This is a genomic window from Comamonas sp. MYb21 (genome assembly GCF_037479395.1).
Lineage (GTDB): Bacteria > Pseudomonadota > Gammaproteobacteria > Burkholderiales > Burkholderiaceae_C > Comamonas.
On the sequence record NZ_JBBGZC010000001.1, the window covers coordinates 413,648 to 433,999 of the forward strand.

Genomic DNA, 20,352 nt, shown 5'->3' on the forward strand with positions numbered 1-20,352 from the left:
GCAGTGCTGGCAGCCGCCTCGGACCTCCGTCCTCAGGCTTCGACCTTGTTCTCAAACAGCCACTGGCGCTGCGCGCCGTAGACCAGGTTGGGGTAGGTGTCCTTGCCACGGCTGCCGTTGTAGCGGCCCAGCGCCATGAACAGATCGCCCTTTTCGCGGTCCAGGTAGTGGCGCAGAATCACACAGCCAAAACGCAGATTGGTCTGCATGTGAAAGAGCTTGGCCGGGTCGCCGTCGCCGATCACCCGGGTCCAGAACGGCATCACCTGCATGTAGCCGCGGGCCCCGACATTGGACATCGCGAACTTGCGGAATCCACTTTCGACCTGGATCAGACCCAGCACCAGCGATTCATCGAGGCGCGCACGCCGGGCCTCATACCAGACGGTCTGCAGAAAGTCGCGGCGCACCTCCCAATCGGGTTTGCGCCGGCGCAGGCGGTCGCTCATCGCGCCCAGCCAGCGCAGGTAGACGATCTTGGCCTCGGTCGAGACAAACACCGGCTCCGGTGGCGCGGCACTGCCGATCGCTGCCGTGAGTGCCGAGCGCACCGAATCGATCAGGGGCTCTTCCAACTGGCCACCGGCCAGCGCAGCCTGCGGCGCAGCCAGCCAGGCGCCTGGCCCGGCCAGCAACGATGCCATGGCCGCGCGGCGTGATACGCCCGCAGGTAAAGCAATGCGTGAGCCTGACATCCTCGATCGATCCCTCTGTGACTATTGTGGTGTGGCGCCTGGCGGCATGGGCTGCGTTGGCAGCCCATGGCCCGCATCAGGCCAGGCGGCTGGTGATGAAGCTGAACACCTCGTCCACAGGCACCTTGGTGGCGGCAGTGTCGCGCCGCTGCTGGTACTCGACCATGCCTTCTTGCAGGCCCCGGTCGCCCAGCACCACCCGGTGCGGCACGCCAATCAGCTCCCAATCGGCCAGCATCGCGCCCGGGCGCTCGCCGCGGTCGTCCAGTATCACATCGACGCCAGCGGCCAACAAGTCTGCGTGTAGCTTTTCAGCCGCAGTCTTGACCGCTTCGCTGCGGTCCATGCCGATGGGGCAGATCACCACGGTGAAGGGGGCAATCGCGTCTGGCCAGATGATGCCGCGCTCGTCATGGTTTTGCTCCACAGCGGCTGCGGGCAAGCGGGTCACGCCAATACCATAGCAACCCATTTCGAACTCGCTGGGCTTGCCGTTTTCGGCCAGGAAGGTGGCCTTCATTGCCTTGGAGTATTTGGTGCCCAGGTAGAACACATGGCCGATCTCGATACCACGCTCGATCGCCAACTCGCCTTTGCCGTCTGGCGACTGATCGCCGGCAACCACATTGCGCAGGTCAGCCACCAAGCTGGGCTCGGGCAGGTCACGGCCCCAGTTGACGCCGGTCAGGTGGTAGTCGGCCTGGTTGGCGCCGCAGACCCAGTCGGCCATCACGGCGACATCGCGGTCCACCACGAGCTTGACGGGCTTTTGCAAGCCAATCGGGCCCAGGTAGCCCGGCTGGCAGCCAAAGTGCTCCTCGATCTCGCTCAGCGTCGCAAAACGGAAGTTGGCCAGGCCCTCGACCTTGCCGACCTTGATCTCGTTCATGTCATGGTCGCCGCGCAGCAGCAGCAGCCAGACCTGCGAGCCCAGGATGTCGCCCTTGTCATTGGTCTCGTCGGTGGCCAGCACCAGCGATTTGACGGTGTTGGCCAAAGGCAGGTTCAGCAGCTGGGCCACATCGGCGCAGGTGCTCTTGCCAGGCGTGGCCGTCTTGGCCATGGGCTGCGTGGCAGCCGCACGAAGCTGGGTGGGCGCCAGGCTTTCGGCCTTTTCGATATTGGCGGCGTAATCGCTGTTGGGGCAGTAGACGATCGCGTCCTCGCCGGTCGCGGCAATCACCTGGAACTCTTCGCTCAGGTCGCCGCCGATGGCGCCACTGTCCGCACGCACGGCGCGGTACTGCAGGCCAAAACGGTCAAAGATGCGCTTGTAGGCAGCGCGCATGGTCTGGTAGCTGATCTGGGCGGCGTCGCGGTCCTTGTCGAAGGAGTAGGCGTCCTTCATGATGAACTCGCGGCCCCGCATCAGGCCAAAGCGGGGACGGCGCTCGTCGCGGAACTTGGTCTGGATCTGGTAGAGGTTCTTGGGCAGCTGCTTGTAGCTCTTGAACTCCTGGCGCGCGATGTCGGTCACCACCTCTTCGCTGGTGGGCTGGATGACAAAGTCACGCGCGTGGCGGTCCTGGATGCGCAGCAGCTCGGCGCCCATCTTGTCAAAGCGGCCGGTCTCCTGCCACAGCTCGGCGGGCTGCACCACGGGCATGGTCACCTCGATGGCGCCGGCGCGGTTCATCTCTTCACGCACAATGGCCTCAACCTTGCGGATCACGCGCAGTCCCATGGGCATGTAGTTGTAGATGCCGGCGCCGAGCTTCTTGATCATGCCGGCGCGCGTCATCAGCTGGTGGCTGGCGATTTCAGCGTCCGCAGGCGCTTCTTTCAGGGTCGAGATGAGAAATTGCGAAGCTTTCATAGTCTATGACAATGGACCTAGTAGTTGCCCCCTTGAAGATGGCTTCAAGGCGCAGGCATAATGGACACAGTTTAAAAAATTGGGGTTAGATTATGCTGGACCGAGATGGCTTTAGGCCAAACGTCGGCATCATCCTGCTCAACCAGCGCAATCAGGTGTTTTGGGGCAAGCGCATCCGCACCCATAGCTGGCAGTTTCCGCAGGGTGGTATTGACCGTGGAGAAACCCCCGAGCAGGCGATGTTTCGAGAGCTGCATGAGGAAGTGGGCTTGCGACCGGAGCATGTACGTATTGTGGCTAGAACGCGGGATTGGCTACGGTACGAGGTGCCCGAACGCTTCATCCGCCGCGATGCCAGGGGCTATTATCGCGGACAAAAGCAGATTTGGTTTTTGCTCCAGTTAACAGGGCACGACTGGGACCTGAATCTGCGCGCCACCAACCACCCGGAGTTTGATGCCTGGCGCTGGAATGACTACTGGGTGCCGCTCGATGTGGTGGTGGAGTTCAAGCGCGGCGTCTACGAGATGGCCTTGACCGAGCTGTCGCGTTTTGTGCCTCGCAATGACCCGCGCAACCGCTATTTGCGCAGCAATGCGCGTGCGCGCGATGGTGAGCCGCATGAGCCAGACCCCGTGGTGACCGAGACCTTGCAGGTGTCGGTGACGACGACCACCACGGTAGTGAGCTACCACTCGCCGCTGCGCATGATGCAGGAGATGGAGCTGCCGCCCGGCGCCAGCTTTGACCCGGACCCGGGCAATGCGGGCCATGACCCGCAGCAAAACGGCTGATAGCGGCTGACCAGTAGCCATATGCAAAAAGCGTCCCTCGGGACGCTTTTTTGTGCCTGCGCGGCGCTCATGTGGTCCGCCGCCGCATGGCCCGGCCCGGCCAAAAGGGCCAAGCGGGCTGAGCGGGCCGATCAATGCCCCGTCAACACCATGTTGTCACGGTGCAGCATTTCGGGCTCGCCGGTGTAGCCCAGCAGTTGCTCAAACTCTGACGATGGCTTGCGGCACAGGCGCCGTGCCTCGGCGCTGCTGTAGTTGGCCAGGCCGCGTGCCAGCTCCACGCCTTGCGGATCGCGCACACCAATCACCTCGCCGCGCGAAAACTCGCCATGCACACTCACCATACCGATAGGCAGCAGGCTCTTGCCTTCGCCGCGCAGCTTCAGCGCAGCGCCCTCGTCCACGGTCACATAGCCATGCATCTGCAGGTGGTCCATCATCCACTGCTTGCGCGCCTGGTTCTTGTGGGTGTCGGCGACCAGCAGGGTGCCAATGGCCTCGCCGGCGGCCAGGCGCAGCAGCACATTCTGCTCGCGCCCCCAGGCAATCACCGTGGAGGCACCCGAGCCAGCCGCGCGCTTGGCGGCCAGGATCTTGGTGAGCATGCCGCCCTTGCCAATGCCCGAGCCCGCACCACCGGCCATCGCTTCAAGCTTCAGATCCCCCGCTTGTGCCTCATGCACGAATTCGGCATCGGGGTTCTTGCGCGGATCGGCGGTGTAGAGGCCCTTCTGGTCCGTCAGAATGACCAGCGCATCGGCCTCCACCAGGTTAGCCACCAGCGCACCCAGGGTGTCGTTGTCGCCAAACTTGATTTCGTCGTTGACGACCGTGTCGTTTTCGTTGATGACCGGCACCACCCCCAGCTGCAGCAGGGTCAGCAAGGTGACGCGGGCATTGAGGTAACGCTCGCGGTCGGCCAGGTCGGCATGGGTCAGCAGCACCTGGGCGCTGCCCAGGTTTTGCTCGCGCAGCTTGGTCTCGTACATCTGCACCAGGCCCATCTGGCCGACAGCCGCTGCGGCCTGCAGCTCATGGATTTCCTTGGGGCGCTGCAGCCAACCCAGGCGCTTCATGCCTTCGGCCACCGCGCCGCTGGAGACCATGATCACTTCGCGCTTGGCCCCATCCTCGCCATGCACCAGGGCGGCGAGCTGGCGGCTCCATTCGGTGATGGCGCCTTCATCGAGGCCCTTGCCTTCGTTGGTGACCAGACTGGAGCCGACTTTGACGACGATGCGACGTGCGTCGCGCAGAACATTCGATGCCATTTTTTGCTATTTCCGGCATTGCGCCCGCCTGGCAAGCGCAAGCAGCTATCCAACAATGAGAAATCTAGGGTGCAGGCCTTGCCGCTCAGTCCGGCGACGAAAAACGCGGGTCGTCCGAGTAGTCGGGCGCACCCTGCTCGGCGCCTGCCGCAAAGCGCGGATCGACCTCTTGGGGCTCCTGCTCGGCCTTTTGCATCTTGTGCACGAACTGGAAGATCTCCTTGATCAGCGGCTCGCAGCCTTCGCGGGTCAGCGCCGAGATCTCGTAGACGGGGCCCTTCCACTTGTAGCGCTTGACAAAGTCCTTGACCTTGGCGACGCGCTCGTCGCCGGGCACCATGTCCAGCTTGTTGAGCACCAGCCAGCGCGGCTTGTTGTAGAGCTCTTCGTCGTACTTCTTGAGCTCGCCGACAATCGCCTTGGCCTGCGCCACAGGGTCCACGCCCTCGTCAAACGGTGCCAGATCCACAATATGCAGCAGCAAGCGCGTACGCTGCAGGTGGCGCAGGAACTGGTGGCCCAGACCGGCACCGTCCGAGGCGCCTTCAATGAGGCCTGGAATGTCGGCAACGACAAAGCTCTTTTCCGGACCCACGCGCACGACACCCAGGTTGGGGTGCAAGGTGGTGAAGGGGTAATCGGCAATCTTGGGGCGGGCGTTGGAGACCGCCGAGATAAAGGTCGACTTGCCGGCATTGGGCATGCCCAGCAGACCCACATCGGCCAGCACCTTGAGCTCCAGCTTCAGGTTGCGGCGCTCGCCCTTCCAGCCCGGGGTCTTCTGGCGCGGTGCACGGTTGATCGCGCTCTTGAAGCGCAGGTTGCCAAAACCGCCGTCGCCACCCTTGGCGATGGTGATGACCTCGCCCGGGTTGAGCAGCTCAAACAGCACTTCGCCCGTTTGCGCATCGGTGATGATAGTGCCCACCGGCATGTGCAGGGTGATGTCCTTGCCCGCGCTGCCAAACATGTCCGAGCCCTTGCCGTGCTCGCCGCGCTCGGCCTCGTGGCGGCGCGAGTAGCGGTAATCGATCAGGGTGTTGAGGTTGACATCGGCCAGCGCATACACATGGCCGCCGCGGCCACCGTCACCGCCATCGGGGCCACCGAATTCCTTGTACTTTTCATGGCGGAACGACACACAGCCATTGCCACCATCGCCAGCTGCAATGTCAATAAACGCTTCATCTACGAATTTCATGGTCGTTATCCACCCGCCCTGGTACAGGAATTACGGGAATTGTTCTGCTGCATACCGATACATGCAGCCTTGCCAAAACCGCTATTGTCGCACCGAGGCGCCAGGCGGTCCGGCCCAAAAACACCAAAGCCCCGACTGCGCGGGGCTTTGGACAAGGCCAATGAAGACCTTCAAGACACTTGTCTTGTCTTAAGCAGCCTTGGTGATGCTCACCGTGTGCTTGGACAAAGCGCCCTTGGTTTCGAACGACACGTGGCCGTCCACCAGAGCAAACAAGGTGTGGTCCTTGCCCACGCCGACATTGGTGCCGGGGTGGAACTTGGTGCCGCGTTGACGCACGATGATCGAACCGGCGCTGATCAATTGACCACCGAAAGCCTTCACACCCAGCATCTTTGGCTTGGAATCACGTCCGTTGCGCGTAGAGCCGCCGCCTTTTTTCTGTGCCATGAGATATAGCTCCTGTTAAGCTGCAATCGCACCGATTTGCAGCTCAGTGAACTGCTGGCGATGGCCTTGGCGCTTTTGATAGTGCTTACGACGACGCATCTTGAAAATGCGCACCTTGTCGTGCTTACCGTGGGCTACTACCGTAACCGTCACAGTTGCTCCGGACACCAAGGGCGTACCAACCTTCAACTCTGCGCCGTCGCCGACTGCCAGAACCTGGTCGATCACGATTTCTTGGCCTACGTCCGCAGCGATCTGTTCTACCTTGATTTTTTCGCCGGAAGCAACACGATACTGTTTGCCACCGGTTTTTATGACCGCGTACATAAGAACCTCTAAAAAGGGGATAGCTTGCAAAGAAATTTCGCAAGAGCCGAAGATTGTAGCACGGGCCCTGAAAAGACGCAAACCCTGCACGCTTTTGCACCACAACCGGGCCAGAAAACGCATCCCCGAGACGGACAAGCGGGCATGTCCGCAAGGGGCGCTGCTCTCGTTTCTATAATGCGGTATCCCTAAAATGCCGAGATAGCCGCCTTGTCCGAGTCCAACACTCCCAACCCGTCCAACCCCTTGAGCCTCGTCGCCGGTGATATGCGGCAGGTGGATGCCGTGATTGCCAGGCGCCTGAGCTCCTCCGTTCCACTGATCGGCGAGGTATCGCACTACATCATCTCGGCAGGCGGCAAGCGCCTGCGCCCTGCACTGCTGCTGCTGGTGGCCGGCGCACTGGAGTACCGGGGCGAGCAGCATTTCAACCTGGCGGCGGTGGTCGAGTTCATCCACACCGCCACCTTGCTGCACGACGATGTGGTGGACGAATCCACGATGCGGCGCGGCAAACCCACCGCCAACGAGAGTTTTGGCAATGCCGCCAGTGTCTTGGTCGGCGATTTCCTGCACTCGCGCGCCTTCCAGATGATGGTCGATGCCGACAGCATGCGCGTCATGCAGATCCTGTCGGAGGCCACCAACATCATCGCCGAGGGCGAGGTGCAGCAGCTGATCAACACCCACAATGTCGATCTCGACGAAGCCGGCTACCTCTCCGTCATCCGCTCCAAGACCGCCAAGCTCTTTGAGGCCAGCGCGCGCCTTGCCGCCGTGCTGACCGAGGCGCCCGCCGAGCTGGAGGAGGCCTGTGCCAACTATGGCCGCTCGCTGGGCACAGCCTTCCAGGTGATTGACGACGCACTGGACTATGACGGTGACACCACGGTGATGGGCAAGAATATTGGCGATGATTTGCGCGAAGGCAAGGTCACCCTGCCCCTGATCATTGCCATGCAACGCGCCAGCGCCGATGATAGGCAGATGATTGTCAGCGCCATCGAGCAAGGCTCCACGCCGCACATGGCCCATATCGTGCAGGTCGTCAAGGACACCGGCTCGCTGCAAGCCACGCGGGCAGCCGCGGCGCTGCAGGCCCAGGAGGCCATCGACTGCCTGGCCTTGCTGCCAAGCAATGCCTACACCCAGGCGCTGACCACGCTGGCCTCTCAGTTGCTGGACCGCAGAGAGTAGCCGCCAAGGCGGGCGCGCATGGGCCAAGGGTATCGTGCAGACTGTCGCAGATCCACTGCAGTGGTGCGGTCTGCAGGATGCATTTCTTTGTTAAAACTCCGAACAACTGCTACAGTTTGCCGGATTACGCAGCGAGGCTATCGACGATAGGCGTCTTCCCTTTACATGCCTGACATCAACACCCCCCCCAAAGCCGTCGCCCTTCCCGGCATTGCCAGAGCCCTGGTGGCCAGTGGAAAGCTTCCTGTTGCCAAGGCGGAGGCCTTGTACGCCACCAGTCTCAAAAGCAAGAACAGCTTCATTGGAGAGCTGGTGGCCAGCGGTGCCGTCTCCGGCAGCGATGTGGCAACCATCATCTCGACGGTCTATGGCGCGCCCATGGTCGACCTCGATGCCATCGATCTGACCCGCCTGTCCAGTGGGCTGCTCGACAACAAGCTGGCACTCAGCAACAAGATCATCCCGCTGGCCAAGCGCGGCAACCGGCTGATCGTCGTGACCGCCGACCCCACCGACCACTCGGTGGCCGAGCAGATCAAGTTCTCCACCCAACTGAGCGTGGACTGGGTGATCGCAGAGCATGCCAAGCTGGTCAAGGCATTGGAGTCCGTTGCGAAAAAGGGTGGCGACAACCTCCAGGACATGATCACCGGCGATGTCAATCTCAATGAATTCGAGATTGATGACGAGTCGGTGAACAGCGATACTGCCAGCAACGATGGAGACGAGGTCGAAGACGCGCCCATTGTCAAGTTTTTGCAGAAGATGCTGATCGATGCATTCAATATGCGTGCATCGGACTTGCACTTCGAGCCCTATGAGCACCAGTACCGCATCCGCTTTCGCATCGATGGTGAGCTGCGTGAAATTGCCTCGCCCCCACCGGGTATCAAGGACAAGCTGGCATCGCGGATCAAGGTGATCTCGCGCCTGGATATCTCGGAAAAGCGCGTGCCGCAGGACGGCCGCATGAAGCTCAAGATCGGCGCCGACCGGGTGATCGATTTCCGGGTCAGCACCTTGCCCACCCTGTTTGGCGAAAAGATCGTGATCCGTATTCTCGATCCGAGCAGCGCCAAGCTGGGCATTGATGCACTGGGCTATGAGCCCGAAGAGAAGGAGCGTCTGCTCAGCGCCATCAAGCGCCCCTACGGCATGATCCTGGTCACCGGGCCCACCGGCTCAGGCAAGACCGTGTCGCTCTATACCTGCCTGAACATTCTGAACACGCCAGCGGTCAATATTGCGACTGCGGAAGACCCCTCGGAAATCAACCTGCCAGGCGTCAACCAGGTCAATGTCAATGAAAAGGCCGGCCTGACCTTTGCGACCGCGCTCAAGTCCTTTCTGCGCCAGGATCCCGACATCATCATGGTCGGCGAAATCCGGGATCTGGAAACAGCCGACATTGCGATCAAGGCCGCGCAGACCGGTCACTTGGTGCTGTCCACCCTGCACACCAACGACGCACCCACCACCTTGACGCGTATGCGCAATATGGGGATTGCGCCCTTCAATATCGCGTCGAGCGTGATCCTGATCACCGCGCAGCGCCTGGCACGCAAGCTCTGCCCCATCTGCAAGCGCCCCACCGAGATCCCCCATGAAGCGCTGCTGGAAGCGGGCTTCAAGGAAGAGGATCTGGATGGCACCTGGATGCCCTACGAGCCCGTCGGCTGCGACGCCTGCAACAATGGCTACAAGGGCCGCCTGGGCATCTACCAGGTGATGCCCATCTCCGAAGAAACACAGCGCATCATCTTGCGCGATGGCAGCGCACTGGAAATTGCCGAGCAAGCCGACATAGAAAATGTCCGCTCCTTGCGCACCTCAGGCCTGCACAAAGTCAAAAAGGGACTGACCTCACTGGAAGAGGTCTTAGCCGTCACCAACGAATAAAGCAATGAGGGCAGGGATAAATGGCAACTACAGTCAACAAGAAAACATCGAACGAAGCCGTTTATGAGTGGGAAGGCAAGGACCGCAACGGCAAGATCGTGCGCGGCGAGTCCCGCGCGGGTGGAGAAAACCAGGTCATCGCATCGCTGCGCCGGCAAGGCATTTTGCCGTCCAAGATCAAAAAGCGCCGCATGCGCTCGGGCAAGCGCATCAAGCCCAAGGACATCGCCTTGTTCACGCGCCAGCTGGCCACGATGATGAAGGCCGGCGTGCCTTTGCTGCAGGCTTTTGACATCGTCGGCCGGGGCAGTACCAACCCCAGTGTGACCAAGCTGCTCAACGATGTGCGCAGCGATGTGGAGTCGGGCTCGTCACTGAGCACCGCCTTTCGCCGCCATCCGATGTACTTCAATGCGCTGTATTGCAACCTGGTCGAGGCCGGTGAAGCAGCCGGTATTTTGGAAGGCCTGCTCGACCGCTTGGCCACCTACATGGAAAAGACCGAGGCCATCAAGAGCAAGATCCGCTCGGCCCTGATGTACCCGACCTCGGTGGTCATCGTCGCTTTTGTCGTGGTGGCCATCATCATGATCTTTGTGATTCCGGCATTCAAAGAGGTGTTCACCTCATTTGGCGCTGATCTTCCCGGCCCCACCTTGATCGTGATGGGCATCAGTGATTTCTTTGTCAGTTACTGGTACCTGATCTTTTTTGGCATTGGTGGCAGCATCTACTTCTTTTTGCAGGCCTGGAAGCGCAGCGAGAAAATGCAGCGCGCGATGGACCGCTGGCTGCTGAAGGTGCCGATCTTTGGCCCCTTGATTGAAAAATCCTGCGTGGCGCGCTGGACGCGTACCTTGTCGACCATGTTTGCCGCCGGTGTTCCCCTGGTCGAAGCGCTGGACTCGGTGGGTGGCGCCTCCGGCAATGCCGTGTTTGCGGTGGCAACCGAGAAGATCCAGGCGCAGGTCTCTACCGGCACCAGCCTCACCGTCGCCATGTCGGATGCCCATGTGTTCCCCTCGATGGTGCTGCAGATGTGCGCGATCGGCGAGGAATCCGGCTCGATCGACCATATGCTGGGCAAAGCGGCAGACTTTTACGAAGCCGAAGTGGACGAGGCCGTTGCCGGCCTGTCCAGCCTGATGGAGCCCATCATCATTGTGTTTTTGGGCACGATCATCGGCGGCATTGTGGTGTCGATGTACCTGCCGATCTTCAAGCTGGGCCAGGTGGTGTAACTGTGTCAGAAGCGCAATTGAACACAGGGCTGTTTGCCCTGCTGGGCCTGCTGGTGGGCAGCTTTTTGAATGTGGTGGTGCACCGCCTGCCGCTGATGCTGGAACGCCAATGGCGGCGTGATGCCCAGGACATGCTGGCAGCGACGGACAGTGCCCAAGCACCGCAGGCAGCACCTGAGGCTGATATCAAAGCAGATCGTTTCAACCTCTGGACCCCCGCCTCACGCTGCCCACATTGCAGCCACCAGATCCGCTGGTATGAGAACGTGCCCGTGCTCAGCTGGCTTTTTCTGAAGGGGCGCTGCAGCCAGTGCAAAGCGCGTATTTCTGCCCGCTACCCCGTCGTAGAAATCGCCAACAGCCTGCTGTGGGCCTACTGCATCCACCGCTGGGGCCTGGGCGCTACCGGCCTGGCCTGGTGCTTTTTTGCATCGGTGCTGCTGACCGCGGCGCTGATCGACTGGGACACGACCCTGCTGCCCGATGACCTGACCTTGCCGCTGCTCTGGGCAGGCTTGCTGGCCAGTGCGATGGGCTGGATCGATGTGCCGCTCAAAGATTCGCTGTTTGGCGCCGCCATTGGCTACATGGTACTGTGGCTGATTTACTGGGCCTTCAAGCTGTTGACCGGCAAGGAAGGCATGGGCTATGGCGATTTCAAGCTGCTGGCTGCGCTGGGCGCCTGGTTTGGCTGGCAAGCGCTGATACCGATTGCACTGTTTTCCTCCGTTGTTGGCGCTGTGATCGGCATTGCGATGAAGATCTTCTCCAACCTGCGCGAAGGCGGCTATATCCCCTTTGGCCCCTTTCTCGCAGGTGCCGGCTTCTTGGTCATGTGGTTCGGCACCGGTATCGTCGACCGCCTGCTACAGCCCTGATATGCGGCCGCGCATTGGCGTTACCGGGGGTATTGGCAGCGGCAAAAGCACCGTCGCCCAGGGCTTTGCCCAGTGGGGCTGCCATGTAATCGATGCCGACCGCATTGCCCGCGCGCTCACGCTGCCGGGCGGCGCGGCCATCGCCCCGATTGCGGCCCAGATGGGTGCCCGCTTTATCGATGCAGACGGCGCGCTCGACCGCGCACAGATGCGCGAGGCCGCCTTTCGCGACCCGGCCTACAAGGCGCAGCTCGAAGCCATCTTGCACCCCTTGATCCGCCAACAGATCGACCAGCAGTACCAGCAGGCCTGCAACGCCACCAATGCGCCCCTGGTGATCTTTGACATCCCGCTGCTGGCCGAGTCCAGCCAGTGGAGCCCACGCCTGGACCAGGTCATCGTGGTCGATTGCCAGGAAAGCACGCAAATAGCCCGGGTGCAGCAGCGCAACCAGCTGCCAGCATCGGCGATTGAGGCCATCATGGCCCAGCAGGCGAGCCGGCTGCAACGCCTGCGCAAGGCCGATTGGGTGCTGTGGAATGAAACGCTGTCGTTACAAGCGCTAGGCGAGGCCGTATTCGACCTATACAATGAATTGATAGCGAACTACCGCCCTCTGCAGCCCGACTGATCCGTGATAACTTACGAGTACCCCTTCAACGAACGTGTGCGAGCCTATCTCCGCCTGGAGTACCTGCTGCGCCGGCTTGACGTACTCCTGCAGCGCGACACGGACATCGACCACCATTTCGCCATCACCACCTTGTTCGAGGTGATGGATGTGGCCTCCCGCAGCGACCTCAAGACCGACCTGCTCAAGGACCTCGAACGCCAGCGCCAGCAGTTCAATGCCTACCGCGACAACCCGATGATTGCTGTGGACATGCTCGACAAGGTGATTGGCCAGATCGACGCCGCCCACAGCGAGTTACGGGCCCAGAACGGCAAGCCCAGCCAGTTGCTGATCGAGAACGAGTGGCTGATGGCCATCCGCAACCGCACCGGCATCCCTGGAGGCACCTGCACCTTCGACCTGCCCAGCTACCACGCCTGGCTGCATGCCGACAGCAACAGCCGCCGCGCCGATCTGCAGGGCTGGACGGCCTGCTTTGCGCCCCTGGCCAGCGCCCTCATCTTGCTGCTGCGGCTCTTTCGGGATGCGGGTGCGCCGCAGCGCATTGCAACCCTGCGCGGCCAGTTCCAGCAGAACCTGCCCCAGGGCCGCATCTACCAGCTGCTGCGCCTCAAGATCGACCCGAGCTCCAGCCTGGTGCCCGAGATCAGCGGCAACCGCCTGATGATCTCGATACGCATGCTGCAAAAGACCGAAAGCGGGCAGCTGGCGTTGACCACGCAGGATGGCCAGTACGAGATGGTGCTCTGCGCCTGAAGACCGCGCAGCCATCGCGCCAGCCCGCAGGCACCCTACAATGCCTGCATGAGTTCTTCCGCAGACAACGCACTCCCCAGCATCCAGTGCCCCCAGTGTGGCGGCCCTTCCAGCTTTGCACGCAGCAACCGGTTTCGCCCTTTTTGCAGCGAGCGCTGCAAGCTCATTGACCTGGGCGCCTGGGGCAATGAGGATTTTCGGGTGCCCGCCCAATCGCCACCGCTGGACCAGCCCTACGGCGATCCCCGACTGGAAGACTGAGAATCCCCGACGTTTAGCAACCGCAGCACTTGGCGGTGCTGCTTTTGCTTATTTCACTGCAGCTTCTGCCGCCTGGATATAGGTTGCAGGGTCAAAAGGCAGGCCCCGCTCCTCGCTCAGCCATTGCAGCACGGGGAAGGACCCCTCCAGCACCGGGCTCACCGTCAGCGGCAACTGCTGCCAGGACATCTGCTGGCCTTCACGCATCTCAAAATCACCCGACCACTGCGTCACCTTGCACCAGTGCAAGCGCACCAGCGCATGGCTGTAGTCGTGCTCGGTCACCTTCCAGGCGATGCAGTTGTCGATGCGGATGCCCAGCTCTTCGACCAGCTCACGGCGCAGCGCCTCTTCGACGGTCTCGCCCGCTTCGAGCTTGCCGCCGGGAAACTCCCACCAGCCCGCGCGGGGCTTGCCCAGGGGGCGGCTGGTTATCAGCAGGGCATGGTCGCTTTCGCGGATCAGCACGCCCACCGCCACTTCGGTATGGCTGCGGGTCTCGGTGGTATCAGTCTGGCTCATAGGTCTTCATGGGCTGCACGGGCAGCCCGGTTTCTTCAATCCTGGGCCTCTTCGCCCAGGTCGGCCACATCGGCAATCTTCTGGCGGCCCTGCACTTCGCGGTGGCTGCGGCCAGCCCAGTCGCGGGCAAACTGGTGGGCCACCCGGCCGCTGCGCGAGCCGCGCTCCAGCGCCCAGACCAGGGCCTCTGGCCTGGCGGCCTCGATATCGGCCTCCGCCACACCCAGCGCAGACAGCCACTGGCCCACCACGCGCAGGTACTCGTCCTGGCTGAACGGGTAAAAGCTCACCCACAGGCCAAAGCGCTCGGACAGTGAAATCTTCTCTTCCACCACTTCGCCGGGGTGGATCTCACCGTTCTCGCCCTTTTGCTGGGCCAGGTTGTCGGTCATGTACTCGGGCAACAGGTGGCGGCGGTTGCTGGTCGCATAGACCAGCACATTGGGCGTGGCTGCAGACACGGAGCCATCCAGGATCGACTTCATCGCCTTGTAGCCGGGCTCGCCCTCTTCAAAACTCAGGTCATCGCAGTAGATGATGAATTTCTCGGGCCGGCCAGCCACCACATCGACGATGTCGGGCAGGTCGGTGAGATCGGCCTTGTCCACCTCAATGAGGCGCAGGCCCTGGGGCGCATAGGCATGCAGGCAGGCGCGGATCAGGGACGACTTGCCGGTCCCGCGCGCGCCCGTGAGCAGCACATTGTTGGCAGTGCTGCCTTGCACAAACTGCTCGGTATTGCGCGCAATCTTCTCTTTTTGCCCGTCGATGTTCTGCAGATCGGACAGGGACATCGCCCCCACATGGCGCACCGGCTCCAGCACGCCACAGCCATTGGCGCGCTTGCGGTAGCGCCAGGCAATGGCGTCACTCCAGTCAGCCGGCGCCTGCAGCGCCTGGGGCAGGACGGACTCGATGCGCTGCATCAGCTGCTCGGCGCGCTGCACCAGGCGCTCAAGCGGAGAAAAAGGGGAGTGGGAAGACTCGGTCATGGTATCCAGACGCACAAGGTTGAAAGGCCAGCGGGGCCGGCACCTGCCCAGCCTTGGGCAGCCCGGCGCGCTGGCCAAGCGGTATCAGGAGCGGTAGTCCGCGTTGATGCTCACATAGTCATGGCTCAGGTCGCAGGTCCACAGCTGGGTGGAAGCGTTGCCACGGCCCAACTGCACGCGCACGACAATCTCCTGCTGCTTCATCACGCGCTGGCCATCGGCCTCCTGGTAGGCCGGGTTGCGGCCGCCTTTGGTGGCCACATGCACATCGTCCAGGTAGAGCTCGATCTGGGTCTGGTCCAGATCCTCGATACCGGCATAGCCCACAGCGGCCAGAATACGGCCCAGGTTGGGGTCGCTGGCAAAGAAGGCGGTTTTGACCAGCGGCGAATGCGCAATCGCATAGGCCACCAGGCGGCATTCTTCTTCGGTACGGCCTTGCTCGACCTCGATCTGGATGAACTTGGTGGCGCCTTCGCCGTCGCGCACAATCGCCTGCGCCAGCTTTTGTGCCACTTCGCGCAGCGCGGCCATCAAGGCCTGGCCATCGGCGGTGTTCCAGTCGGTGATGGGGGCATTGCCCGCCTGGTTGGTGGCGACCACGACAAAGGAGTCATTGGTCGAGGTGTCACCATCGATCGTGATGCGGTTGAAGGACTGGTCGGCCAGCGTTTTGGCCAGCGCCGGCATCAGCTCGGGGCTGATGGCTGCGTCGGTGCCCAAAAAGCTCAGCATGGTCGCCATATTGGGGCGGATCATGCCGGCGCCCTTGCTGATACCGGTGACCTGCACCGTCTTGCCGCCAACGGTGGCCGAGGCGGAAAACGCCTTGGGCAAGGTGTCGGTGGTCATGATGCCTTCGGCCGCCTTGGCCCAGTGGCCCGCTTGCGCATCGGCAATGGCTGCAGGCAGGCCCGCAGTGATACGGTCCACTGGCAGCGGCTCCATGATCACGCCGGTCGAGAACGGCAGCACTTGCTGGGCATCGATCTTCAAGAGGCCTGCCAGCGCATCGCAGGTGGCGTGGGCACGGGCCAGGCCATCGGCACCGGTGCCGGCATTGGCATTGCCGGTGTTGATGACGATGGCGCGGATGGACTGGCTGTGGCTGGCCAGGTGTTCACGGCAGATCTGCACAGGCGCGGCACAAAAGCGGTTCTTGGTGAACACGCCGGCAACATGGCTGCCCTCGTCCAGCAAGAACACCGTCACATCCTTGCGGTTGGCCTTGCGCACGCCGGCCTCCGTCACACCAATGCGAATACCGGCGACAGGAGCCAGGTCCTGCGCTACTGGGGCTTTCAAATTGACGGGCATATCAGTCTTTTCCTTGGAACCATGAAAAAAACGGGCGATGAACCAGTCAAAGCCCGTTGTGGTGAAGCAATCCGGTAATTTATGCGAGTTTACCGTGGCAGAGCTTGTATTTCTTGCCACTGCCGCATGGGCATGGATCATTGCGGGCCACACGCAGGCCTTCGGGCATGGGCAGCGGCTCGCTGGCCTCGGCATCACCCGACTCATCGGGGCCGCTGTAGGTCACATGGGCCGTGCGGTCGTTGCTCTGCTCGAGCTGCTCGGTGGCTTCGTCAAGCTGCTCGGGCGAGCGGATCTGCACCGACATCATCACACGGGTGACCTGGGTCTTGACCTGGTCGATCAGCTGGCTAAACAGCTCGAAAGCCTCGCGCTTGTATTCCTGCTTGGGCTGCTTTTGGGCGTAGCCGCGCAGGTGGATGCCCTGGCGCAGGTAGTCCAGTGCGGCCAGGTGGTCGCGCCAGCTGGAATCCAGGGTTTGCAGCAGCACCGCACGCATGAACTGCATGAAGTTCTCCTTGCCCGCCTGCTCCAGCTTGTCATTGAAGAGGCGTGCGCCTTCGGCAACGACCTTCTCTTCGATTTCCTCGTCGGAGATCGATTCGGCGCCTTCCAGCAGCTGCTGCAGGGGCAGCTCGATATGCCACTCGTCGCGCAGCACCTTCTCCAGGCCAGCCAGGTCCCACTGCTCTTCCATGGACTGCTCGGGCACATACTGGCGCACGATATCGGCCAGCGCGCTGTCGCGCATGCCGTCGATCATCGGCGCCAGATCGGCCGCATCCAGAATCTCGTTGCGCTGCTGGTAGATGACCTTGCGCTGGTCATTGGCAACGTCGTCGTACTCCAGCAATTGCTTGCGCATGTCAAAGTTGCGCGCTTCCACCTTGCGCTGGGCGCTTTCGATGGAGCGGGTCACGATGCCCGCTTCAATGGCTTCGCCATCGGGCATCTTCAGGCGCTCCATGATGGCCTTGACACGGTCGCCTGCGAAAATGCGCATCAGCTGGTCGTCCAGCGACAGGTAGAAACGCGAGGAGCCACGGTCACCCTGGCGGCCGGCACGGCCACGCAGCTGGTTGTCGATACGGCGCGATTCATGGCGCTCGGTCGCGATGATGCGCAGGCCACCCAGCTCGGTCACCTTGTCGTGCTCGACCTTCCACTCGGCGCGCAAGGCTTCCACCTTGTTGCGGCGCTCCGTCTCGGACAGCGACTCGTCGGCCTCGATGGCGGAAATCTGCTTTTCGATATTGCCGCCCAGCACGATGTCGGTACCCCGGCCAGCCATGTTGGTCGCGATGGTGATGACGCCGGGGCGCCCCGCCTGGGCAATGATGTCTGCCTCGCGCTCATGCTGCTTGGCGTTGAGCACCTGGTGGGGCAGGTTCTCTTTCTTCAGCATCTCGTCGATGATTTCGGAGTTCTCGATCGAGGTCGTGCCCACCAGCACAGGCTGGCCGCGCTCGTAGCATTCACGGATGTCCTGGATCGCCGCTGCATACTTCTCGGGCGTGGTCTTGTAGACGCGGTCGAGCTGGTCATCGCGCTTGCTGGGGCGGTTGGGCGGAATCACCACGGTTTCCAGACCGTAGATTTCCTGGAACTCATAAGCCTCGGTGTCAGCGGTACCGGTCATGCCGCCCAGCTTGTTGTACAGGCGGAAATAGTTCTGGAAGGTGATCGATGCCAGGGTCTGGTTCTCGGCCTGGATTTCCACGCCTTCCTTGGCTTCAACGGCCTGGTGCAGGCCTTCGCTCCAGCGGCGGCCCGACATCAGACGGCCGGTGAACTCGTCGACAATCACAACCTCGCCGCCCTGCACCACATAGTGCTGGTCGCGGTGGTAGAGGTGCTGGGCGCGCAATGCGGCATACAGCTGGTGCACCAGCGTGATGTTGGCAGGGTCGTAGAGCGAGGCGCCTTCGGCCAGCATGCCCTTTTCGGCCAGAATGCGCTCGGCCGCTTCGTAGCCTTGCTCGGTCAGGTGGATCTGGTGGCCCTTTTCGTCGACCGTGAAGTCGCCCGGCTTGGTCACGCCCTCACCGGTGCGGGGGTCGGCCTCACCTTCCTGGCGCGTGAGCAGCGGCACCACTTCGCGCATCGCCAGGTAGGCGGCGGTGTGGTCTTCGGCCTGGCCGGAGATGATCAAGGGCGTGCGCGCCTCATCGATCAGAATCGAGTCCACCTCGTCGACGATGGCGAAGTTCAGCCGGCGCTGCACGCGCTCGCTGGCATCTTGCACCATGTTGTCGCGCAGGTAGTCAAAGCCGTACTCGTTGTTCGTGCCGTAGGTGATGTCGGAGTTGTAAGCGGCCTGCTTCTCATGCTTGGGCAGCTGCGACAGGTTGATACCCACCGACAGGCCCAGGAAGTTGTAGAGGCGCCCCATCCAGGTCGCATCACGTGTGGCCAGGTAGTCATTGACTGTCACCACGTGCACACCATTGCCGCTCAGCGCGTTCAGGTACACGGGCAGGGTCCCCGTCAAGGTCTTGCCTTCGCCGGTGCGCATTTCGGCGATCTTGCCGTAATGCAGGGCCATGCCGCCCAGCATCTGCACATCGAAGTGGCGCATCTTCATCACCCGCTTGGAGCCTTCACGCACCACGGCAAATGCCTCGGGCAGGATGTTGTCCAGCGATTCTCCGCCAGCGATGCGGTTCTTGAACTCCTGCGTCTTCTCGCGCAATTGTTCGTCGCTGAGCTTTTCGTACTCGGGCTCCATCGCATTGATGCGAGCGACGACCTTGCGGTATTGCTTGAGCAGGCGATCATTGCGACTGCCAAAAATTTTGGTGAAGAAATTGGTTGCCATGCGAACAGAACCACACAACCAGGGAATGCACTTGCGTCCACCCCTGCCATGCGACCGGAATTCCTAGTGATTAGTGTTGTGTCAGATGGAGGCAATGACCCCGGCTTCAATACCGGGAACGACGCCTGCCGAATAAAACATTCTACAACCCTGAATAGAATGCGTTGTGGCAGGTGCATTGCAATGTATGGCTATCGCCCCCGGGCTGCCCCTGACACCCCTATCCAGCCATGACCCAGCCATGATCCAGCCCCAACGTCGGCATTTCGCCGTCACCGTAGAACAAGCCGCAAGCGAGGCGCCCACCTTGGCCAGCCTCGTGGCTTTGACGCGGGAGTCTGCCACCCGCTTCAAACTGGTGGAGCCGCTGATCCCGCCGATGCTGCGCGCCTCGATCAAGCCCGGGCCCATCGATGGCGACCAGTGGTGCCTGCTGGTGGCCAACAATGCCTGCGCCGCCAAGATGAAGCAGCTGCTGCCGGCGATGGCGGCCCATCTGCGCGTCAAAGGCTACCCAACGGCAGACATTCGCCTCAAAGTACTGCGTTGAGCGACTCCGCCAGCGCCATTGAACACCGCCAGACGCAAAAAAGCCGTTCACAGCATTTGCTGGGAACGGCTTGGGAATCTGGTGCCGGTTATCGGAATCGAACTGATGACCTACCGCTTACAAGGCGGTTGCTCTACCAACTGAGCTAAACCGGCAACACACGGCATTCTATACGGGATTGCCCGTAACAAAGCCGAATGAGGCCTATTTGACCAGTTTGAGTGAAGGCTTGCCGCCCTTGCCTGCGCGGCCGGGCGACTTGCCATCGGGAGCCGGAGGCTCCTCGCTGGAGGTCACGACCTGCATCACCGGAGACGCAGCATTGGCCTCGCCAGCCGGTTCGCCCGCATCGCCAGCGCCTTCGAGCGCAGCCATCGCGATGTCGGCATCGTCATCAAGCAGGTCCTCAGGCGGCGGAAAGCCCATGCCCTGGCCGGTTTCACGCGCAAAAATGGCAACCACGCGGCTGACGGGCACCATGATGTCGCGCGGCACGCCGCCAAAACGGGCGGTGAACTCGATGTAGTCATTGCCCAGCTTGAGCGCACTCGTTGCGTCATAGCTGATGTTCAGCACAATTTCGCCGTCTTTGACAAACTCGCGCGGCACCAGCACCGTCTTGTCGACGCGAACGCTCAGGTACGGGGTCAGGCCATTGTCATTGCACCACTCCACCCAGGCGCGGATCAGGTACGGCTGGGTGGATGTTGTCTGGATTTCACTCATAGGACAC

Annotated in this window: 19 protein-coding genes, 1 tRNA gene and 1 pseudogene; 9 read left to right on the forward strand and 12 right to left on the reverse strand. The window is 61.8% G+C overall.

Annotation, left to right across the window (positions count from 1 at the left end; translation table 11 throughout):
- Nucleotides 1-32 precede the first annotated feature (32 nt).
- Both WH367_RS01895 and WH367_RS01900 read right to left on the reverse strand, forming a co-directional pair.
- Nucleotides 33-644, reverse strand: coding sequence for a lytic transglycosylase domain-containing protein (locus tag WH367_RS01895; RefSeq protein ID WP_232539431.1), 612 nt, complete (start codon nucleotides 642-644; stop codon nucleotides 33-35).
- Between the two features lie 127 nt (nucleotides 645-771).
- A complete protein-coding gene (locus WH367_RS01900; RefSeq protein WP_339533956.1) occupies nucleotides 772-2,511 on the reverse strand; it encodes a proline--tRNA ligase in 1,740 nt (579 codons plus the stop codon).
- 92 nt (nucleotides 2,512-2,603) lie between these two features.
- Here WH367_RS01900 and WH367_RS01905 point away from each other — a divergent pair.
- Nucleotides 2,604-3,144: pseudogene (locus WH367_RS01905) on the forward strand (RNA pyrophosphohydrolase); the annotation flags it as partial.
- A gap of 292 nt (nucleotides 3,145-3,436) precedes the next feature.
- Here the strand turns inward: WH367_RS01905 and proB are convergent.
- From proB to rplU, 4 genes are all read right to left on the reverse strand, one after another.
- Nucleotides 3,437-4,576 carry a glutamate 5-kinase gene (proB, locus tag WH367_RS01910; RefSeq protein WP_339533958.1) on the reverse strand — a complete coding sequence of 380 codons (1,140 nt, stop codon included), beginning with the start codon at nucleotides 4,574-4,576 and terminating at the stop codon, nucleotides 3,437-3,439.
- A gap of 85 nt (nucleotides 4,577-4,661) precedes the next feature.
- Nucleotides 4,662-5,777, reverse strand: coding sequence for an Obg family GTPase CgtA (obgE, locus tag WH367_RS01915; protein ID WP_339533960.1), 1,116 nt, complete (start codon nucleotides 5,775-5,777; stop codon nucleotides 4,662-4,664).
- 189 nt (nucleotides 5,778-5,966) lie between these two features.
- A complete protein-coding gene (gene rpmA / locus WH367_RS01920; RefSeq protein ID WP_021027814.1) occupies nucleotides 5,967-6,227 on the reverse strand; it encodes a 50S ribosomal protein L27 in 261 nt (86 codons plus the stop codon).
- Between the two features lie 15 nt (nucleotides 6,228-6,242).
- Nucleotides 6,243-6,554 (reverse strand): 50S ribosomal protein L21, encoded by a 312-nt coding sequence (rplU, locus tag WH367_RS01925; RefSeq protein ID WP_027011098.1) that lies wholly within the window; start codon nucleotides 6,552-6,554, stop codon nucleotides 6,243-6,245.
- Between the two features lie 267 nt (nucleotides 6,555-6,821).
- On the opposite strand from rplU, the gene WH367_RS01930 reads away from it, so the two are divergent.
- The 7 genes from WH367_RS01930 (at nucleotide 6,822) to WH367_RS01960 (ending at nucleotide 13,420) form a co-directional block, all read left to right on the forward strand.
- A complete protein-coding gene (locus WH367_RS01930) occupies nucleotides 6,822-7,751 on the forward strand; it encodes a polyprenyl synthetase family protein (RefSeq protein ID WP_021027812.1) in 930 nt (309 codons plus the stop codon).
- A gap of 165 nt (nucleotides 7,752-7,916) precedes the next feature.
- A complete protein-coding gene (pilB, locus tag WH367_RS01935; RefSeq protein ID WP_312988112.1) occupies nucleotides 7,917-9,650 on the forward strand; it encodes a type IV-A pilus assembly ATPase PilB in 1,734 nt (577 codons plus the stop codon).
- Between the two features lie 20 nt (nucleotides 9,651-9,670).
- Nucleotides 9,671-10,891 carry a type II secretion system F family protein gene (locus tag WH367_RS01940; protein ID WP_021027810.1) on the forward strand — a complete coding sequence of 407 codons (1,221 nt, stop codon included), beginning with the start codon at nucleotides 9,671-9,673 and terminating at the stop codon, nucleotides 10,889-10,891.
- Nucleotides 10,892-10,908: 17 nt separating this feature from the next.
- Complete coding sequence (locus tag WH367_RS01945) at nucleotides 10,909-11,769, forward strand: prepilin peptidase (protein WP_339533963.1); 861 nt, start codon at nucleotides 10,909-10,911, stop codon at nucleotides 11,767-11,769.
- Nucleotide 11,770: 1 nt separating this feature from the next.
- Nucleotides 11,771-12,400 (forward strand): dephospho-CoA kinase, encoded by a 630-nt coding sequence (gene coaE / locus WH367_RS01950; RefSeq protein ID WP_339533964.1) that lies wholly within the window; start codon nucleotides 11,771-11,773, stop codon nucleotides 12,398-12,400.
- A 3-nt stretch (nucleotides 12,401-12,403) separates the two neighbouring features.
- Complete coding sequence (gene zapD / locus WH367_RS01955; protein WP_339518462.1) at nucleotides 12,404-13,159, forward strand: cell division protein ZapD; 756 nt, start codon at nucleotides 12,404-12,406, stop codon at nucleotides 13,157-13,159.
- A 48-nt stretch (nucleotides 13,160-13,207) separates the two neighbouring features.
- Nucleotides 13,208-13,420: a DNA gyrase inhibitor YacG gene (locus tag WH367_RS01960; protein WP_116927086.1), complete on the forward strand. Its 213-nt coding sequence runs from the start codon at nucleotides 13,208-13,210 to the stop codon at nucleotides 13,418-13,420.
- 48 nt (nucleotides 13,421-13,468) lie between these two features.
- On the opposite strand, the gene WH367_RS01965 is transcribed toward WH367_RS01960, so the two are convergent.
- The 4 genes from WH367_RS01965 to secA form a co-directional block, all read right to left on the reverse strand.
- Nucleotides 13,469-13,942: an NUDIX domain-containing protein gene (locus WH367_RS01965; protein ID WP_339533966.1), complete on the reverse strand. Its 474-nt coding sequence runs from the start codon at nucleotides 13,940-13,942 to the stop codon at nucleotides 13,469-13,471.
- Between the two features lie 35 nt (nucleotides 13,943-13,977).
- Nucleotides 13,978-14,934 (reverse strand): ATP-binding protein, encoded by a 957-nt coding sequence (locus tag WH367_RS01970; RefSeq protein ID WP_339518465.1) that lies wholly within the window; start codon nucleotides 14,932-14,934, stop codon nucleotides 13,978-13,980.
- An 84-nt stretch (nucleotides 14,935-15,018) separates the two neighbouring features.
- A complete protein-coding gene (gene argJ / locus WH367_RS01975) occupies nucleotides 15,019-16,251 on the reverse strand; it encodes a bifunctional glutamate N-acetyltransferase/amino-acid acetyltransferase ArgJ (protein ID WP_339533968.1) in 1,233 nt (410 codons plus the stop codon).
- Nucleotides 16,252-16,330: 79 nt separating this feature from the next.
- Nucleotides 16,331-19,069, reverse strand: a complete 2,739-nt coding sequence (secA, locus tag WH367_RS01980) for a preprotein translocase subunit SecA (RefSeq protein WP_339533970.1) — start codon at nucleotides 19,067-19,069, stop codon at nucleotides 16,331-16,333.
- A gap of 241 nt (nucleotides 19,070-19,310) precedes the next feature.
- On the opposite strand from secA, the gene WH367_RS01985 reads away from it, so the two are divergent.
- The gene (locus tag WH367_RS01985) at nucleotides 19,311-19,619 is read left to right on the forward strand and encodes a hypothetical protein (protein ID WP_021027801.1); all 309 of its coding nucleotides are present in this window, start codon (nucleotides 19,311-19,313) and stop codon (nucleotides 19,617-19,619) included.
- Between the two features lie 79 nt (nucleotides 19,620-19,698).
- Here the strand turns inward: WH367_RS01985 and WH367_RS01990 are convergent.
- Together WH367_RS01990 and WH367_RS01995 are read right to left on the reverse strand one after the other, a co-directional pair.
- Nucleotides 19,699-19,774: transfer RNA gene (locus tag WH367_RS01990), tRNA-Thr, on the reverse strand.
- A gap of 49 nt (nucleotides 19,775-19,823) precedes the next feature.
- Nucleotides 19,824-20,345, reverse strand: coding sequence for a ClpXP protease specificity-enhancing factor (locus WH367_RS01995; RefSeq protein ID WP_312988100.1), 522 nt, complete (start codon nucleotides 20,343-20,345; stop codon nucleotides 19,824-19,826).
- Nucleotides 20,346-20,352 lie beyond the last annotated feature (7 nt).

Coding starts and splice junctions, on each gene's coding strand:
- WH367_RS01995 (WP_312988100.1), bottom strand. CDS start 20,345: ATGAGTGAAATCCAGACAACATCCACCCAGCCGTACCTGATCCGCGCC.
- coaE (WP_339533964.1), top strand. CDS start 11,771: ATGCGGCCGCGCATTGGCGTTACCGGGGGTATTGGCAGCGGCAAAAGC.
- proB (WP_339533958.1), bottom strand. CDS start 4,576: ATGGCATCGAATGTTCTGCGCGACGCACGTCGCATCGTCGTCAAAGTC.
- WH367_RS01895 (WP_232539431.1), bottom strand. CDS start 644: ATGGCATCGTTGCTGGCCGGGCCAGGCGCCTGGCTGGCTGCGCCGCAG.
- rplU (WP_027011098.1), bottom strand. CDS start 6,554: ATGTACGCGGTCATAAAAACCGGTGGCAAACAGTATCGTGTTGCTTCC.
- argJ (WP_339533968.1), bottom strand. CDS start 16,251: ATGCCCGTCAATTTGAAAGCCCCAGTAGCGCAGGACCTGGCTCCTGTC.
- pilB (WP_312988112.1), top strand. CDS start 7,917: ATGCCTGACATCAACACCCCCCCCAAAGCCGTCGCCCTTCCCGGCATT.
- obgE (WP_339533960.1), bottom strand. CDS start 5,777: ATGAAATTCGTAGATGAAGCGTTTATTGACATTGCAGCTGGCGATGGT.
- WH367_RS01985 (WP_021027801.1), top strand. CDS start 19,311: ATGATCCAGCCCCAACGTCGGCATTTCGCCGTCACCGTAGAACAAGCC.
- WH367_RS01965 (WP_339533966.1), bottom strand. CDS start 13,942: ATGAGCCAGACTGATACCACCGAGACCCGCAGCCATACCGAAGTGGCG.
- WH367_RS01900 (WP_339533956.1), bottom strand. CDS start 2,511: ATGAAAGCTTCGCAATTTCTCATCTCGACCCTGAAAGAAGCGCCTGCG.
- WH367_RS01970 (WP_339518465.1), bottom strand. CDS start 14,934: ATGACCGAGTCTTCCCACTCCCCTTTTTCTCCGCTTGAGCGCCTGGTG.
- secA (WP_339533970.1), bottom strand. CDS start 19,069: ATGGCAACCAATTTCTTCACCAAAATTTTTGGCAGTCGCAATGATCGC.
- WH367_RS01930 (WP_021027812.1), top strand. CDS start 6,822: ATGCGGCAGGTGGATGCCGTGATTGCCAGGCGCCTGAGCTCCTCCGTT.
- WH367_RS01960 (WP_116927086.1), top strand. CDS start 13,208: ATGAGTTCTTCCGCAGACAACGCACTCCCCAGCATCCAGTGCCCCCAG.
- rpmA (WP_021027814.1), bottom strand. CDS start 6,227: ATGGCACAGAAAAAAGGCGGCGGCTCTACGCGCAACGGACGTGATTCC.
- WH367_RS01940 (WP_021027810.1), top strand. CDS start 9,671: ATGGCAACTACAGTCAACAAGAAAACATCGAACGAAGCCGTTTATGAG.